We start from the raw sequence: 16,018 nt of genomic DNA, 5'->3' as shown, positions 1-16,018 counted from the left end.
GGGCGCCGGGGGCTCCGGCCCGGCTTCGCGTCCTCAGCGGAAGAACGGCAGGACCAGCTCCACCAGCGCGTCCACGTCGTCGTCGACCATCGGCTCGCCGGTCATGCCCATGCGGTGGAGCAGGGTCCCGACGACGACGTCGATGAAGAACAGGACCCGGTGCTCCGGCTCGCCGAGCGCGTCCTGGAGCGCGAGCCGGTAGGGGTCCTGCAGCCGCGAGGAGAGGATCTCGCGCAGCTCCGGATCGCTGACACCGTCACTGAACACGCCCGCGAACGCGTCGCCCACCCCCGGCTCGGCGATCTTGCCCGCGGCCCAGCGGACCGCCGAGGACATGATCTCGGCCCGGCTGCCGCCCTCCATCGGCACCGGGCCGAACGCGTCGAGCAGGCAGTCCACGATCAGCGCCCCCTTCGTCGGCCAGCGACGGTAGATCGTCGTCTTCGCGATGCCGGCCGCGGCGGCGATGCGCTCCACCGTGGCCCGCGCGTAGCCCAGCTCGTGGACCGTGCTCAGCGTCGCGGCGAAGACCATGTCGTTGATGCCGGAGCGCGGGCGGCCGGGCGGCCGGGTGGGTGTGCTCGAAGTCGTGCTCACGCTCACACGATACCAAGTTGCGCTACCGTAGGTTTCGAAACCTGAGGTAGCGAAACTTGGGGAGAGGATTATGAACGACGTCACCACGATGCGGCACGGCGGGGACGTGCTCCGCCTTCCTCCGGGAGCGTCCCGGTGAGCGACATCCGGCCGGACTCCGGCACCGTGGCCGGGCTGCTCCGTCCGCACGCGGGCGGTTTCGCCGCCCTGGTGATCCTTCAGGTGATCGGCGCCGTGGCGGGCCTGGCGCCGCTCCTGGCGGTGGCCGAGGTGGGGCGCGCCCTGCTGTCGCCCGGCCCGCTCGATCGCGCTCACGTCTGGTCCGCGGTGCTCGCCGGCGTGGCCGGCCTGCTGGTCCGGCTGCTGTTCACCGCCGCGTCGTCGGGGATCGGGCATCTGCTCGACGGCCGGGTTCAGCTGGCCTTCCGGCGGCGGCTGGCCGCACACCTGGGCCGCGTCCCGATCGGGTGGTTCTCCCGGCGCGGGACGGGCGAGCTGGCCAAGGTGGTGGGCGAGGACGTGAGCGCGGTGCATCCCTTCATCGCGCACACGCCCGGCGAGCTGGTCTCGGCGTTCGTGGTGCCGCTGGTGTCGCTGGTCTACCTGTTCACGGTGGACTGGCGGCTCACGCTGATCACGTTGATCCCGGTGCTGCTGGCGGTGGCGCTGGTCCCGTTGATGATGACCCCGGCGCGGCAGCGGGAGCAGCGCGAGTTCGACGCGGCCATGGGGCGGATCGCCGACTCGGTCGTGGAGTTCGTGCAGGGCATCGCGGTGGTCAAGGCGTTCGGCGGGGCCGAGCGTACGCACCGGAGGTTCCTGACGGCCACGGACGAGTTCGCCGGCACGTTCCTGCGGTGGGCGCGCGGGCTGGCGCCGATCGCCGCCGGGATGCAGACGGCGCTGGCGCCGCCGTTCGTGCTGCTGGTCGTGCTGGCCGGCGGCACCGTCCTGATCGCCGGCGGCGGCCTGGCGCCGGCAGACCTGCTGCCGTTCCTGCTGCTCGGCCTGGGGCTGACCGCTCCGGTGGCGGCGCTGGGGCACGGGTTCGACGACATGCGGGCGGCCTGGCGCGCGGTCGGCCGGATCAAGGACGTGCTGGCGGTGGAGCCCCTGCCCGAGCCCGCCCGCCCGGCCGCGGCGCGCGGGCACCGGCTGGAGCTGCGGGACGTGAGCTTCGGCTACGACGCCGGCCGCACGGTGCTGCGCGGCGTCGACCTGGTGCTCGAACCCGGCACGACCACCGCGATCGTGGGCCCCTCGGGCAGCGGCAAGTCCACCCTGGTCCAGCTGCTGCCCCGGTTCTTCGACCCCACCCACGGCTCGATCACCCTGGGCGGCGTCGATCTGCGCGAGCTCGGCAGCGGGCAGCTCTACCGGACGATCTCCTTCGTCTTCCAGGACATCCGCCTCCTGCGTGCCTCCGTCGCCGACAACATCGCGCTCGCGGTCCCGCGGGCCGGCCGCGACCAGGTGGTCAGGGCCGCAAAACTGGCCGATGTCCACGACCGGATCCTGCGGCTGCCGCGCGGCTACGACACGGTGCTCGACGAGGAGGCCGGGCTGTCGCGCGGTGAGGCGCAACGGATCGCCATCGCCCGCGCGCTGCTCGCCGACACCCCCGTGCTGGTGCTGGACGAGGCGACCGCGTTCGCCGATCCACAGACCGAGCAGGCGGTACGGCAGGCGCTGACCACATCGCAGGGCGATCGCACCATCGTGGTCATCGCCCACCGCCTGGAGACGATCGCCGACGCCGACACCGTCGTGATGCTGGACGACGGAGCGATCGTCGAGCGCGGCACCCCCGCGGAACTGCTGAGCCAGGACGGCAGGTTCGCCGCGTTCTGGCGATCCCACCGAGGAGACGAGCCCCGATGATCCGCATGCTCCTGCGCGTCCTGGGACACCAGTACGCACGACCGGTGCGCCGCACCGTGGCCCTGATGACGGCCACCGCGATCGCCGAAGGACTGTCCTACGCCCTGCTGGTCCCCGTGCTGCGGGCCCTGCTCGGCGACGACACCGCCGCCGCCCGCCCCTGGCTCATCGCCTTCGGCGCGGCGGTCGCGCTCTACGCCGTGCTCCGCTACGCCGGCGACCTGTCCGGTTTCCGCGTCGGAACCACTCTGCTGCGCGGTACGTACCGGCGGCTCGGCGACCACCTGGCCCGCCTGCCCATCGGCTGGTACGCCCCCGGCCGCGTCGGCGAAGTCTCGCTCCTGGCGAGCAGAGGCGTGCTCCAGGCGATGAGCGTGCTCGCACACGTGCTGTCGCCCTACATCTCCGCCGCCGTCACCCCCCTCACCATCGTCGCGGTGATGCTCGCCTTCAACTGGCAGCTCGGGCTGGCCGCACTGCTCGCCGTCCCCGTCGTGACGGGGATCCAGCTCTGGACGGGACGCGCCACGGCCGCCGCCGACACCGAACGCCACCACCGCGACCAGCAGGCCGCCGGCCGGGTCATCGAATACCTGCAGGCCCAGCCGGTGCTACGGGCGGGCGGCCGCACCACCGAACGCTTCGGCCTGCTCGACGACTCCCTGCGAGAGCTCCAGCGCGCCTCCCGCCGCTCCATGATCTCGGCGCTGCCCGGCATCCTCGGCCTGTCACTCACCGTGCAGGCGATCTTCACCGCACTGCTGGTCCTGGGCACCTACCTGGCGCTGGGCGGCACCATCGGCCCCGCCGAGGTGCTCACCATCCTGGTCCTGGCCACCCGCTGCGCCGACCCCCTCCTCTCCCTCGGCGACATCGGCGGCCAGCTCCGGGGCGCCCGCGCCGAGCTGACCAAGCTCGACACGCTCCTGCGCACCCCGCCGCTCCCCGAACCCCGCGAGCCGGTCGAACCGGCCCGGCACGACCTGGAGTTTGACTCCGTCACCTTCCGCCACGGCGACCGCACGGTGATCGACCGCCTCTCGCTGACCCTCCCAGAAGGCCGGCGGCTGGCCGTCGTCGGCCCTTCGGGTGCGGGCAAGAGCACCTTGCTGCAGCTCCTGGCCCGCTTCCACGACGTGGACACGGGTGCGATCCGCATCGGCGGCACGGACGTCCGCGACATCGCCACGCAGGCGCTCATGTCCCGGATCGCCATCGTCTTCCAGGACGTCTACCTCTTCGACGGCACCATCGAGGACAACATCCGCCTCGGCCGCCCCGGCGCCACAGAAGCCGAGGTCCGTGCGGCGGCGACCGCGGCCCGCCTGGACGAGGTGATCGAACGCCTGCCGGACGGCTGGTCCACCGCAGTCGGAGAGGGCGGCACCCTGCTGTCGGGCGGCGAACGCCAGCGCGTCTCCATCGCCCGCGCCCTGCTGAAGGACGCCCCCATCGTGCTGCTGGACGAGGTGACCTCGGCCCTCGACCCGGTCAACGAAGCGGCCGTCCACGAGGGCATCGAACGGCTGATGGCGGGCCGGACGGTGGTGATGGCCGCACACCGGCTGCGTACGGTACGCGACGCCGACCACATCGCCTTCCTGGACGACGGCCGGGTGCTGGAAGAAGGCACCCACGAGGAGCTGCTCAGCCGCGACGGCCGCTATGCCGCCTTCTGGACCATCTCCATGGCGCCCGCAGCCCCCGAGTAGGGCCAACGCACGAAGTGCGAGGTTTTCGATCGTCGCAAGGCGGCGGCATTGAGGCGACCGAGCCTCCGCCGCCCGACGGGCGGCAAGTTAGACAGGGCCCGCCGCACGGCCACACTGGGGGCCAGGTGTGCCGTGCGGCGTCCCGTCATCACCCCGGTGGTCGTGCGCCGGCAGAGCCGTTGCCGGTGCCCGGGGTGACGTTCTGGCCGGTGCGGTGCCGCCGGTCGCCTGTGTGGACGGTGCACTGCGGTGGGACCGCCGGGGCGGTGCCCCGGATCGGCACCGTCAGGGTGGTGTCTTGTAGTGGTCGTCTTTCGGATCGGTCAGGCAGTTGATCGATGGTGTCGTGCCGGCCGACGTGCTCGCATACGCACAGTGGCTCGCCGTCCGCCGGGAACAGGCCGGCCGTGTGCAGGCCCCCGTTCCGGTCGGAGGCCCGCCGGGCGGCGCGGGGCCGGTCCGGCGGGCTCGCGACGGTCGGCCGCGCCAGGTCGACGGGGTCGTCGGCAACGCTCCGGCGGGCCACTGTGCGTACCGCCTCAGACATGGCGGTGCCCGAGGTGCTCCTTGTCGTTGTGGTCGCCTTTCGTGACGGGGTTGCCGTGCGGCGAGGTCGCGGGCGGCTCGACGCGTACGGAGGCGGGTGGACGGGTCAGGCGGTCATGGCTCACGATGGCTCCGTAGTGTATACGGGCTACGGTATACCGAGTCAGACCGCACGAACAACATTCTCGTTGAGCAGGTCGCTGACCGCGTGGATCGCGCGCAGCGTCGGCACCTCGGCCCCGGTGAGGTCGGCCAGTTCGACCACCGCGGCCAGCAGCACGTCGAGCTCCAGCGGTTTGCCCTTCTCCAGGTCCTGGAGTGTGGACGTCTTGTGCTCGCCCGCCTTCTCGGCCCCCCGAAGGCGGCGTTCGATGGAGATCCCCGGATCGCAGCCCACGCGCCTGGCCACCTCCACGGTCTCCGTCATCATGGCCACGACCAGTTCCCTGGTGCCGTCATGACGGCAGATTCCGGCCATCGTCGCCCTGGCGAGGGCGCTGATCGGATTGAAGGCGATGTTGCCCATGAGTTTGATCCAGACGTCCCGGCGGAGATCACGCTCGACCGGGCACTTCAGTCCGCCCGCGATGGCGGCCTCGCTGAAGGCGGCGCACCGCTCGGTCGGCTCGCCGCTGGGCTCGCCGATGGAGAAGCGGGTGCCTTCGAGGTGACGGATCACGCCGGGTTCCTCGATCTCGGTGGCGGCGTAGACGACGCAGCCGATCGCGCGGTCGAGGGGTAAGGCGGATGTCACCGCTCCGCCGGGGTCGACGCTCTCGATGCGGTAGCCCTCGTACGGGCCCTTGAGTCCGTGGAAGTACCACCACGGGATGCCGTTCTGCGCGGCGATGATGCTGGTGGTCTCGTGCAGAAGCGGCTCGATCATGGGGCCGGCCGAGGCGTAGCTGTTCGCCTTGAGGCCCAGGAAGACGTGGTCCACCGGACCGACCTGGGTGGGGTCGTCGGTGGCATGGGGATGGGCGATGAAATCGCCCCTGGGGGTGAGCACCCGCACACCTGCGCTACGTATGGCTTCGAGGTGCTGACCTCTCGCGATGAGGTGCACCTCGACTCCCGCCCTGTGCAGGGCGGCGCCCACGTAAGCGCCGATGGCGCCGGCGCCAAGAACAGCGACCTTCATGCTGCGCTCCGTTCTCGCGTCGGATGACAAGTACGGGCCCGTAACTTGCGACGGGCCGCAAAATCGCGGCCCGTCGTGCATTCGGTATACAGTATGGAAAAACGAGGGTCAAGGAGTGTGCCCGTGGCCGTTGCGTGGCATGGACCAGTGGTGGAAGCGATCTCCTGGCCCGCCGCGCGGGCCCTCGCGGCCGGTGCGGCCTGCCCGGCCAAGCCCGAGACGGTCCCCTTGCGGGAGGCGCTCGGACGCCGGCTGGCCGGGCCGCTGACGGCGCTGGTCGCCGTGCCGGGGACGGACGTCTCGGCGATGGACGGCTACGCCGTGGCCGGTCCTGGGCCGTGGCGCGTGGTGGCGCGCGTGCTCGCCGGCGGGGCGGCCCACGACCGGCCGCTGCGGGCGGGGGAGGCGGTGGAGATCGCGACCGGCGCTCCCGTGCCCGCCGGCGCCGATTCGGTGCTGCCGTACGAGCGGGCGGACGCGACCGGCGGGCGGGTTCGCGGCCCGGCCGAGGAGGGCAGGCACATCAGGCGGCGCGGTGAGGACGTCCCCGAGGGGGCGGTTGTGCTGCCGGAGGGCGCCGTGGTGACGCCGGCGGCGCTCGGGCTGGCCGCCGCGCTCGGCCACGACGAGCTGCCGGTACGGCCCCGCCCGCGCGTCGCCGTGCTGGTCACTGGGGACGAGGTGGTCGATCACGGGCTGCCGGGCCCTGGCCGGGTCAGGGACGCGATCGGGCCGTTCCTGCCGGGCCTGGTGGAGTGGGCCGGGGGGCGCGTGACGACCGTGGACCGCCTCCCCGACGGCGCCGACCCCCTGCGCGCCGCGCTCACCGGGGGCTGGCGCGAGACCGCCGGCGCATGGCAACATCCCCCCGAGGAGGGCGGCCGTTCACCGGAGCAGGCCGCTCCCGCGGTCGGTCATTCGCCGGCGGCCTTCGTCGCTGACGGCCGCGCGCCTGAGTCGGCCGCGGTCGCTGACGGCCGTTCGGCTGAGCCGGCGGCCGAGATCGTGGTCGTGTGCGGGGCCTCGTCGAAGGGCCCCGCCGACCACCTGCGGGCCGTGCTCGACGGCCTGGCCGCCGAGGTGCTCGTCGACGGCGTCGCCGTCCGCCCAGGCCACCCCCAGCTCCTCGCCCGTCTCCGCGACGGCCGGCTCGTGGTGGGTCTGCCGGGCAACCCGTTCGCGGCCCTGGCCGCCTCGCTGACGCTGCTCGCCCCGATCCTGCGCGAGCTGACCGGGACGCCGGCGGCCGTGGAGACGAGCGCGCTGCACGGGGTCGTGCACCCGCATCCCCGTGACACCCGGCTGGTTCCGGTGCTCGGATCCGAGCGGGGAGCGATTCCCGTGGGACACGATCGGCCGGGCTCTTTGTGGGGTGCGGCCCTGGCCGGGGCACTTGCGGTGGTCCCTCCGGGGTGGTCGGGAGAGCGGGTCGAGCTGATCGAGTTGCCCCCAGGGGGCTAGACAGGCCCATCGCGAGGGGGTAACCATTGCGTTCATACGGTATGCAGTATGCGGAAGACAGACAGTGGGCAGTTCAGTCGCCGGGAAAGGGTGGCATGATGTCGGAAACGATCTCTGGCGGTCATCTCGTAGCCAAGGCACTCAAGGCCGAGGGCGTGGACGTGATCTACACGCTCTGCGGCGGCCACATCATCGATATCTACGACGGCTGCGTCGATGAGGGCATCGAGGTCATCGACGTACGCCATGAGCAGGTGGCCGCGCACGCCGCGGACGGTTACGCGCGCATCACCGGCAAGCCCGGCTGCGCGGTCGTCACCGCCGGGCCGGGCACGACCGACGCCGTCACCGGCGTGGCCAACGCCTTCAGGGCGGAGAGCCCGATGTTGCTCATCGGCGGTCAGGGGGCGCTGAGCCAGCACAAGATGGGCTCGCTGCAGGACCTCCCGCACGTCGACATGATGACCCCGATCACCAAGTTCGCGGCCACGGTGCCCAGCACGGAACGGGTGGCCGACATCGTGTCGATGGCCTTCCGCGAGTGCTACCACGGCGCTCCCGGGCCGTCGTTCCTGGAGATCCCGCGCGACGTGCTCGACGCGAAGGTGCCGGTCGAGAAGGCGCGCATCCCCGAGGCCGGCCACTACCGGGCCTCCACCCGCCAGCAGGGCGACCCCGAGGCCATCGAGCGGCTGGCGGACCTGCTTGCGCACTCCGAGAAGCCGTGCATCCTGCTCGGCAACCAGGTCTGGACGTGCCGCGCCACGGACGCGGCCATCGACTTCGTCAGGGCTCTGAACGTGCCCGCGTACATGAACGGCTCCGGCCGCGGCACGCTCCCGCCCGGCGACCCGCACCACTTCCAGCTCAGCCGCAGGTACGCCTTCACCGAGGCCGACTTGATCATCATCGTCGGCACCCCGTTCGACTTCCGGATGGGCTACGGCAAGCGCCTGTCGCCGACGGCCAAGGTCGTGCAGATCGACCTCGACTACCGCACCGTCGGCAAGAACCGCGACATCGACCTCGGGATCGTCGGCGACGCCGGCCTCATCCTGGCGGCGACGGCCCAGGCCGCCAGCGGCCGGGTCGAGAACGGCGCCGCCCGCCGCAAGGAGTGGCTGGAGGAGCTGCGCGCGGTCGAGACCAAGGCGTACGAGAAGCGCCTGCCCCGCCAGCTCTCCGGCGCCCAGCCGATCGACCCGTACCGCCTCGTGCACGAGATCAACGAGTTCCTGACCGAGGACACGATCTACATCGGCGACGGCGGCGACATCGTCACCTTCTCCGGCCAGGTCGTGCAGCCGAAGTCGCCGGGCCACTGGATGGACCCGGGCCCCCTGGGCACGCTCGGCGTCGGCATGGCCTTCGCGATGGCCGCCAAGCAGGCCCGCCGCGACAAGGAGGTGCTGTGCCTGTTCGGTGACGGCGCCTTCAGCCTGACCGGCTGGGACTTCGAGACCATGGTCCGCTTCGACCTGCCGTTCATCGGGGTCATCGGCAACAACTCCTCGATGAACCAGATCCGCTACGGCCAGGCCGCCAAGTACGGCGAGGACCGCGCCCGCGTGGGCAACACGCTCGGCGACATCCGCTACGGGGAGTTCGCCAAGCTCCTCGGCGGCTACGGCGAGGAGGTGCGCGACCCGGCCGAGATCCGTCCCGCCCTTGAGCGGGCCAGGCAGTCGGGCAAGCCCTCCCTGATCAACGTCTGGGTCGACCCAGAGGTGTACGCCCCCGGAACCATGAACCAGACCATGTACAAGTAGGGGAAAGCTTGAGATGAAGGCTCTCGAAGGTGTTCGCGTCCTCGACATGACCCACGTCCAGTCGGGTCCGTCGGCCACCCAGCTGCTCGGCTGGCTGGGCGCCGACGTGATCAAGCTGGAGGCGCCGACCGGCGACATCACCCGGCAGCAGCTGCGCGACGTGCCAGACGTCGACAGCCTCTACTTCACGATGCTCAACTGCAACAAGCGCAGCATCACCCTCAACATGAAGAGCGAGCGGGGCAAGGAGATCTTCACCGAGCTGGTGAAGAACGCCGACATCCTGGTGGAGAACTTCGGTCCCGGCGCGGTGGACCGCATGGGCTTCTCCTGGGATCGCCTCCAGGAGCTCAACCCCCGCCTCATCTACGCCTCGATCAAGGGCTTCGGCCAGGGCAAGTACGCCAAGTTCAAGGCGTACGAGGTGATCGCCCAGGCCATGGGCGGCTCGATGAGCACCACGGGCTTCGAGGACGGCCCGCCGATGGCCACCGGGGCCCAGATCGGCGACTCGGGCACCGGCATCCACGTGGTGGCCGGCATCCTGGCCGCCCTCTACCAGCGGGGCCAGACCGGCCGCGGCCAGCGCGTACAGGTGGCCATGCAGCACGCCGTGCTGAACCTGTGCCGCGTCAAGCTGCGCGACCAGCAGCGCCTGGCGCACGGCCCGCTGCGTGAATACCCCAACAGGACGTTCGGCGACGAGGTGCCGCGCTCCGGCAACGCCAGCGGCGGCGGCCAGCCGGGCTGGGCGGTGCGCTGCGCTCCCGGCGGCCCGAACGACTACATCTACGTGATCGTCCAGCCGGTCGGCTGGAAGCCGATCTCGGCCATCATCGGCCGGCCCGAGCTGGCCGACGACCCCGAGTGGGCGACGCCGGAGGCGCGGCTGTCGAAGCTGGACAAGATGTTCCAGCTCATCGAGGAGTGGACGATCCGGCACGACAAGTGGACGGTGCTCGACCGGCTCAACGCCGAGAACATCCCCTGCGGGCCGATCCTGTCCACCAAGGAGCTGGTGGAGGACCAGAGCCTGCGCGAGGAGGGCATCGTCGTCTCGGTCGATCACCCGCAGCGCGGCGAGTTCGTCACCGTGGGCAGCCCCCTGCAGCTGTCGGACTCGCCGGTGGACGTGCGCACCCCGCCGCTGCTCGGCGAGCACAACCACGAGATCTACGGCGAGCTCGGCGTGAGCGCTGACGAGCTGGCTGAACTCAAGTCGAACGGAGTCATCTAAGTGGGCCCCAGGGAAGTCATCGAGAAGGCGCTGGCGGAAGGGCGCACGGCCCTGACGGCCCCCGAGGGCCGCGAGCTCTGCCAGGCGTACGGCATCGCCACCCCCGGCGAGGGCCTGGCCACCTCGGCCGACGAGGCCGCCCGGCTGGCCGGGGAGATCGGGTTCCCCGTCGTCCTGAAGATCGTCTCGCCGGACATCCTGCACAAGACGGACGCCGGCGGCGTGCTCGTCGGGCTGAAGAGCGCCGAGGAGGTACGCGCCGGCTACGACACGATCCTGACCAATGCCCGCGCCTACAACCCCGACGCCAAGATCGACGGCATCCAGGTGCAGCAGCTGGTCGGTGGCGGGCACGAGGTCATCGTGGGCGCGGTCACCGATCCGACCTTCGGCAAGGTCATCGCGTTCGGCCTGGGCGGTGTCCTGGTTGAAGTACTTAAGGACGTGACCTTCCGTCTTGCCCCGGTTTCAGGCGATGATGCGCTGAAGATGCTGGACGACATCAGGGCGGCGGAAGTGCTCCGCGGGGTCCGGGGGGCGGAACCCGCCAACCGGGAGGCGCTGGCGGCGCTGATCGAGCGCGTCGGCCGGCTCGTCACCGACATCCCCGAGATCGTCGAGGTGGACCTCAACCCCGTCTTCGCCGACGCGAACGGCGCGGTCGCCGCCGACGTGCGCGTCATCATCGGGACCCCGCAGCCCGAGGTCACCAGGCTGTCGCGCGAGGAGATCCTGCGGCAGATGAACCGGATCTTCAAGCCGCGCTCGGTCGCCGTGATCGGTGCCTCGGCCGAGAACGGCAAGATCGGCAACTCGGTCATGAAGAACCTCATCAACGGCGGCTACCAGGGGCAGATCTACCCGATCAACCCCAAGGCCGACGAGATCATGGGGCTCAAGGCGTACAAGAGCGTCACCGACGTGCCCGGCGACGTGGACGTGGCCGTCTTCGCCATCCCGGCCAAGTTCGTCGCCCCCGCCCTGGAGGAGGTCGGGCAGAAGGGCGCGGCGGGCGCCGTCATGATCCCGTCCGGGTTCGCCGAGACCGGGAACGTGGAGGGCCAGAAGGAGATCGTCGAGATCGCCCGCAGGCACGGCGTGCGCATGCTCGGGCCGAACATCTACGGCTACTACTACACGCCGGAAAACCTCTGCGCCACCTTCTGCACCCCGTACGACGTGCGCGGCAGCGTGGCGCTGACCTCGCAGAGCGGCGGCATCGGGATGGCCATCCTGGGCTTCAGCCGCACCTCGAAGATGGGCGTCTCGGCCATCGTCGGCGTCGGCAACAAGGCCGACGTGGACGAGGACGACCTGCTCACCTTCTTCGAGCAGGACGACAACACCAAGGCCGTGGCCATGCACCTGGAGGACCTCAAGGACGGTCGCGGCTTCGTCGAGGCCGCCCGCCGGGTCGTCAAGGAGAAGCCGGTCATCGTGCTCAAGGCCGGCCGCACCGCGATGGGCGCGCGGGCCGCGGGCTCGCACACCGGCGCGCTGGCCGGCGACGACAAGGTCTACGACGACATCCTGCGCCAGGCCGGGGTGGTGCGCGCGCCGGGGCTCAACGACATGCTCGAGTACGCCCGCGCGCTGCCCGTCCTGCCCACGCCCAAGGGCGAGAACGTCGTCATCATCACCGGGGCGGGCGGCTCGGGCGTGCTGCTCTCCGACGCCGTCGTGGACGCCGGGCTGACCCTCATGGACATCCCCGACGACCTGGACACGGCCTTCCGCGCCTACATCCCGCCGTTCGGCGCGGCGGGCAACCCCATCGACATCACCGGCGGCGAACCCCCCTCGACCTACGAGAACACGGTCCGCCTCGGCCTTCAGGACGACCGCATCCACGCGCTCGTCCTGGGCTACTGGCACACGATCGTGACGCCGCCGATGGTCTTCGCCGAGCTCATCGCGAAAGTGGTCGCGGAGGAGCGGGCGAAGGGCAACACCAAGCCGGTCGTGGCATCGCTCGCCGGCGACACCGAGGTTGAGGAGGCCAGCGAGTACCTGTACGAGCATGGCGTGGTCGCGTACCCGTACACGACGGAGAAGCCCGTGGCGGTCCTAGGTGCGAAGTACCGCTGGGCCAGGGCAGCCGGGCTGTTGCGCTAAGAGCCGAGCGCGACAGCAGCAGGCGAGGGGGCTTATTCGGGGCGCACGAGGAAGGCAACAACCCCCCAGGAGGTCCGTAGGTGGACACATCGAACACACCACCGGCGACGGCCACGCCGCCGGTCGAGGATGAACGAGTATGGAAAGCGGGCCGGCTTGAGCCGATGCCCATCAGGAAGCTCCCCGACGCGCCTCCCTCGGTGCACATTCTCGGGCCGACGGTGTTCCTCGTCGCCCTGGGCGTGGGCATGGGCGAGTCGTACATGTGGCCCCGGCTGGTCCTGCTGTTCGGACCGGAGATCCGGTGGCTGTTCCTGATCGGCGTCACCTTGCAGGCCGTGGTGATGCTGGAGATGGCCCGTTACGCCATGGCCACGGGGGAGAGCATCTTCTCCGGCGCGGCCAGGGTGTTCAAGCCGCTGATGTGGTTCTTCTTCATCGTGGCGATCGCCGTCTACATCTGGCCGGGACACCTGTCGGCGGGAGCGGCGGCGTTCGAGGAGATCACCGGCATACCCTGGGTGGTGACCGCGGTCGCCGGGCTGATCCTCGTCGGCGTGGTCTTCACCCTCGCCAAGGTGATCTACAACCTGCTCGAGAACGTGCTGTCGCTGCTCATCGGCGCTCTCGTGCTCGGCACGGCCGTGGTCGCGGCCATGGTCGGATCGTGGAGCGACGTGGTTTCCACCATCTCCGGCATGCTCTCCTTCGGCTACCTGCCGCCGGAGGCCATGTCGGCCGCCTGGTTCCCCGTCATCGTCGGGGCGTGCGCCTTCGCCGGTCCCTCGGGCATGCAGCAGATGTGGTACACGCTGCACCTGCGCGACTCCGGCGCCGGCATGGGCGTGCACCTGCCGAAGGTGCGCGGGCTGCGGCACGCGGGCGAGGAAGAGGAGATGCCCTCGCGCGGGTTCATGTTCGACACCGAGGACCCCGCCGAGATGGCGAAGTGGAAGGGGTGGCGGCGCTGGGTCACGTTCGACGCGCTGCTGCTGTTCTGGGGCATCACCATGCTGGTCACGATCTCCTTCACGGTGATCGCCCAGTCGGCGGTGCGCCAGAACCCGGCCGTGCGCACGGCCATTCAGGGCGACGACCGGGAGGTGGCGCTGTCCGCGATGGCCGACGCCGTCTCGTCGGCGGGCAGCTCGGTTCTCGGGGCCGTCTTCCTCGGGTTCATCGCGCTGATCGGCCTGAACGCCACGCTCGGCCTGTTCGACTCCTTCTCCCGTGGCCAGGCCGACATGTCCTTCCACTTCGTCCCCGGGGCGAAGAAGCTGGGCATGTCGAAGCTGTACGGGATCTTCCTCTGGGGCGTCATCATCTTCGGCATCCTGATCCTGCTGTTCGGGCCGGCTGACGGGCCGAGCGGGATCCTGGACACGCTGGCGTTCCTGTCGACGTTCGCCATGGGCGCGTACTGCGTGACCCTGCTCCTGGTGAACAACCGCATGCTGCCGAAACCGATCAGGCCCAAGTGGTGGACCAACCTGATCATCGGCTTCGGCGCGGTGTTCTATCTCGGGATGCTGTTCTACAGCCTCTTCGCCTACGGCGTGGTCGTGGGCTGATGGGTGGACGGCACAGCCTCGAACTCGCCCTGCCAGGGGCGTCGATCGGAGCCGTAGCCGGTGCCATCGCCGGTGGGCTGACCCTGCTCGCGGGGCAGCCCACCGGGATGGCCGCGCTGGCTGCCCTGGCGCTCGCCATGCCGCTCGGCCTCTTCGGCGGCCTGTACGGCATGCTGCTCGGTCACGGCGTCTTCCGGCCCGGCACCTTCGGGCCGGTGGGCCTGTACTGGATGGCCGCCTTCCCGGTGTCCAGGCTGGCGCAGGAGGTCCTGGCCCCGACGGGCGGCCTGGCCGAAGGGGTGCCGGCGTTCCTGGCCTACCAGGCGATGATCGCCCTCGGCTTCGCGATCGGCTTTCTCTGGATGCACGAGCGGCTCATGCCGCACTGGCTGGTACGCCGGGCCGGCGACAACCCGCTCGCCAAGGACCTGCTCGGCACGTACCTGCGCTTCGCCCGGGTGGTCGACAAGCGCAGAAACGCGCGGAAGGGGGCGCGTAGATGACGCCGGCGATGGAACTGCCGCTGTGGATCTGGCTGGTCACGATCGGCGGCTTCTGCGTCGTGCTCGCGTTCGACTTCTGGCTCGTGGCCCGCAACCCGCACGAACCCAGCTTCAAGGAGTGCGTGGCCTGGGTCTCCTTCTACGTGGGGCTGGCCGTGGCCTTCGGCGCCGGCCTGCTCCTGCTGTCCGGCCCGGCGCACGGAGGGGAGTTCTTCGCCGGGTGGATCACCGAGTACTCGCTCAGCGTGGACAACCTCTTCGTCTTCCTGCTGATCATGAGCAGGTTCCAGGTGCCCCGGCAGTACCGGCAGAAGGTGCTGCTCATCGGCATCATCCTGGCCCTCTTCATGCGCGGCGGCTTCATCGCGGCCGGCGCTGAGGCCGTCACCAGGTTCGACTGGCTCTTCTACGTGTTCGGCGCCTTCCTCGTCTACACCGCGTGGAAGCTGATCGGGCACGAGGACGAGGAGGCGGAGTTCTCCGAGAACCTCGCGCTGCGCACCGTTCGCCGGGTGCTCCCGACGACGGACACCTATCACGGCGCCCGTCTCACCGTGCACCACGGGCGCAGGATGGTCACCCCGATGCTCATCGTGATGGTCGCGATCGGCACCACCGACCTGCTGTTCGCGCTGGACTCGATCCCGGCCATCTTCGGGCTGACCAAGGAGCCGTACCTGGTCTTCACCGCCAACGCCTTCGCCCTCATGGGGCTGCGGCAGCTGTTCTTCCTGATCGGAGGACTGCTCGACCGGCTCGTCTACCTCAGCAAGGGACTGTCGGTGGTGCTGGCCTTCATCGGCGTGAAGCTGATCATGGAGGCGCTGCACCACGACGGTGTGTCGTGGGCGCCGGAGATCCCGATCCTGGTGTCTCTGGGGGTCATCATCGGCACCCTCGCCGTGACCACGGTGCTGAGCCTGATCAAGTCGTCGCGCGACGCCAAGGCCGCGGCCAAGAAGGAGGCCGAGGAGGTGGAGCCGGCACCGGTGGATTGACGTGGGCCGCGCGGGGGCGGTGGCTGCTCATGGGTGGCCGCCCCCCCTGTCGCGGCTCATCGGCATGCGCATGCATGCCCGATCCGGCGGCTCAGTGGCGCGTGTTGTCGCGCACGTCGTGCCGCTCGGCGCTCCACTGGCGCAGGTAGTGCTCCGCGTCCTGCGCGGAGTAGTGCTTCCTGAGCGCCGCACTGAGGCCGGCGCCGATGGTCCCGCCGTCCGCGGACTGGCCCAGGGGATCACCCAAGAGAAAGCGGATGAACGCTTTCATGTCGTGCACCTCCATTCGGTAACAGCTCCACCCTCTACCCGAGGTGTTTCGGAGCATGTGGACTTACGTGAACGCCGTGTCAAAACCCGGAAACCGCTGGTCGACCCCCGGACGGCGTGGATCCGGGCGTGCGTGTTCCCGGGCAGGTCGAACCCGGGCGGGATCGGTCCAAGCCAGGCCGGCTCGGACGAGACCACCCCAAGGGAGACCGCCCTG

General features: G+C 70.4%; 14 protein-coding genes. 9 read left to right on the top strand and 5 right to left on the bottom strand.

The features are described 5' to 3' along the window. Positions 1 to 33 precede the first annotated feature (33 nt). Positions 34 to 597, bottom strand: a complete 564-nt coding sequence (locus AB0C27_RS03135) for a TetR/AcrR family transcriptional regulator (RefSeq protein ID WP_357836977.1) — start codon at positions 595 to 597, stop codon at positions 34 to 36. A 135-nt stretch (positions 598 to 732) separates the two neighbouring features. Between AB0C27_RS03135 and AB0C27_RS03130 the strand changes: the two genes are divergently transcribed. Together AB0C27_RS03130 and AB0C27_RS03125 are read left to right on the top strand one after the other, a co-directional pair. Then, complete coding sequence (locus AB0C27_RS03130) at positions 733 to 2,478, top strand: ABC transporter ATP-binding protein (RefSeq protein WP_357836973.1); 1,746 nt, start codon at positions 733 to 735, stop codon at positions 2,476 to 2,478. Further along, positions 2,475 to 4,190, top strand: a complete 1,716-nt coding sequence (locus AB0C27_RS03125; protein ID WP_357836970.1) for an ABC transporter ATP-binding protein — start codon at positions 2,475 to 2,477, stop codon at positions 4,188 to 4,190. The genes AB0C27_RS03130 and AB0C27_RS03125 overlap by 4 nt, the downstream gene beginning before the upstream one ends. A 148-nt stretch (positions 4,191 to 4,338) precedes the next feature. Here AB0C27_RS03125 and AB0C27_RS03120 read toward each other — a convergent pair whose 3' ends face one another. Genes AB0C27_RS03120 through AB0C27_RS03110 form a run of 3 tightly spaced genes read right to left on the bottom strand, consistent with a single transcriptional unit; the run spans position 4,339 to position 5,877 of the window. Next, on the bottom strand, positions 4,339 to 4,737 hold the full coding sequence (locus AB0C27_RS03120) for a formate dehydrogenase accessory sulfurtransferase FdhD (RefSeq protein WP_357836967.1): 399 nt from the start codon (positions 4,735 to 4,737) through the stop codon (positions 4,339 to 4,341). Further along, entirely contained in the window at positions 4,730 to 4,861 is a 132-nt protein-coding gene (locus tag AB0C27_RS03115) for a hypothetical protein (RefSeq protein ID WP_357836964.1), read from the bottom strand. The genes AB0C27_RS03120 and AB0C27_RS03115 overlap by 8 nt, the downstream gene beginning before the upstream one ends. Positions 4,862 to 4,899: 38 nt before the next feature. Beyond that, positions 4,900 to 5,877, bottom strand: a complete 978-nt coding sequence (locus AB0C27_RS03110) for a 2-dehydropantoate 2-reductase (protein WP_357836961.1) — start codon at positions 5,875 to 5,877, stop codon at positions 4,900 to 4,902. 147 nt (positions 5,878 to 6,024) lie between these two features. On the opposite strand from AB0C27_RS03110, the gene AB0C27_RS03105 reads away from it, so the two are divergent. The 7 genes from AB0C27_RS03105 (at position 6,025) to AB0C27_RS03075 (ending at position 15,531) form a co-directional block, all read left to right on the top strand. Continuing rightward, positions 6,025 to 7,338 (top strand): molybdopterin molybdotransferase MoeA, encoded by a 1,314-nt coding sequence (locus AB0C27_RS03105; RefSeq protein WP_357837992.1) that lies wholly within the window; start codon positions 6,025 to 6,027, stop codon positions 7,336 to 7,338. Positions 7,339 to 7,433: 95 nt separating this feature from the next. After that, entirely contained in the window at positions 7,434 to 9,107 is a 1,674-nt protein-coding gene (locus AB0C27_RS03100) for a thiamine pyrophosphate-binding protein (protein ID WP_357836958.1), read from the top strand. A gap of 13 nt (positions 9,108 to 9,120) precedes the next feature. After that, complete coding sequence (frc, locus tag AB0C27_RS03095; RefSeq protein WP_357836955.1) at positions 9,121 to 10,344, top strand: formyl-CoA transferase; 1,224 nt, start codon at positions 9,121 to 9,123, stop codon at positions 10,342 to 10,344. After that, positions 10,345 to 12,459, top strand: a complete 2,115-nt coding sequence (locus tag AB0C27_RS03090; protein ID WP_357836952.1) for an acetate--CoA ligase family protein — start codon at positions 10,345 to 10,347, stop codon at positions 12,457 to 12,459. 164 nt (positions 12,460 to 12,623) lie between these two features. Continuing rightward, on the top strand, positions 12,624 to 14,030 hold the full coding sequence (locus AB0C27_RS03085) for an Nramp family divalent metal transporter (protein ID WP_357836949.1): 1,407 nt from the start codon (positions 12,624 to 12,626) through the stop codon (positions 14,028 to 14,030). Then, positions 14,030 to 14,533 carry a hypothetical protein gene (locus tag AB0C27_RS03080; RefSeq protein WP_346106293.1) on the top strand — a complete coding sequence of 168 codons (504 nt, stop codon included), beginning with the start codon at positions 14,030 to 14,032 and terminating at the stop codon, positions 14,531 to 14,533. The genes AB0C27_RS03085 and AB0C27_RS03080 overlap by 1 nt, the downstream gene beginning before the upstream one ends. Before the next feature lie 8 nt (positions 14,534 to 14,541). After that, entirely contained in the window at positions 14,542 to 15,531 is a 990-nt protein-coding gene (locus tag AB0C27_RS03075; protein ID WP_357837989.1) for a TerC family protein, read from the top strand. Between the two features lie 91 nt (positions 15,532 to 15,622). Here the strand turns inward: AB0C27_RS03075 and AB0C27_RS03070 are convergent, their stop codons facing one another. Then, positions 15,623 to 15,802: a hypothetical protein gene (locus AB0C27_RS03070; RefSeq protein WP_357836946.1), complete on the bottom strand. Its 180-nt coding sequence runs from the start codon at positions 15,800 to 15,802 to the stop codon at positions 15,623 to 15,625. Between the last annotated feature and the right edge of the window lie 216 nt (positions 15,803 to 16,018).

Source organism: Nonomuraea sp. NPDC048882 (assembly GCF_040649755.1).
In the GTDB taxonomy this organism is placed as follows: Bacteria; Actinomycetota; Actinomycetes; order Streptosporangiales; family Streptosporangiaceae; genus Nonomuraea; species Nonomuraea maheshkhaliensis.
The sequence above is the reverse complement of the archived record's forward strand: the minus strand, read 5'-3'. Positions and strand labels throughout refer to the sequence as shown.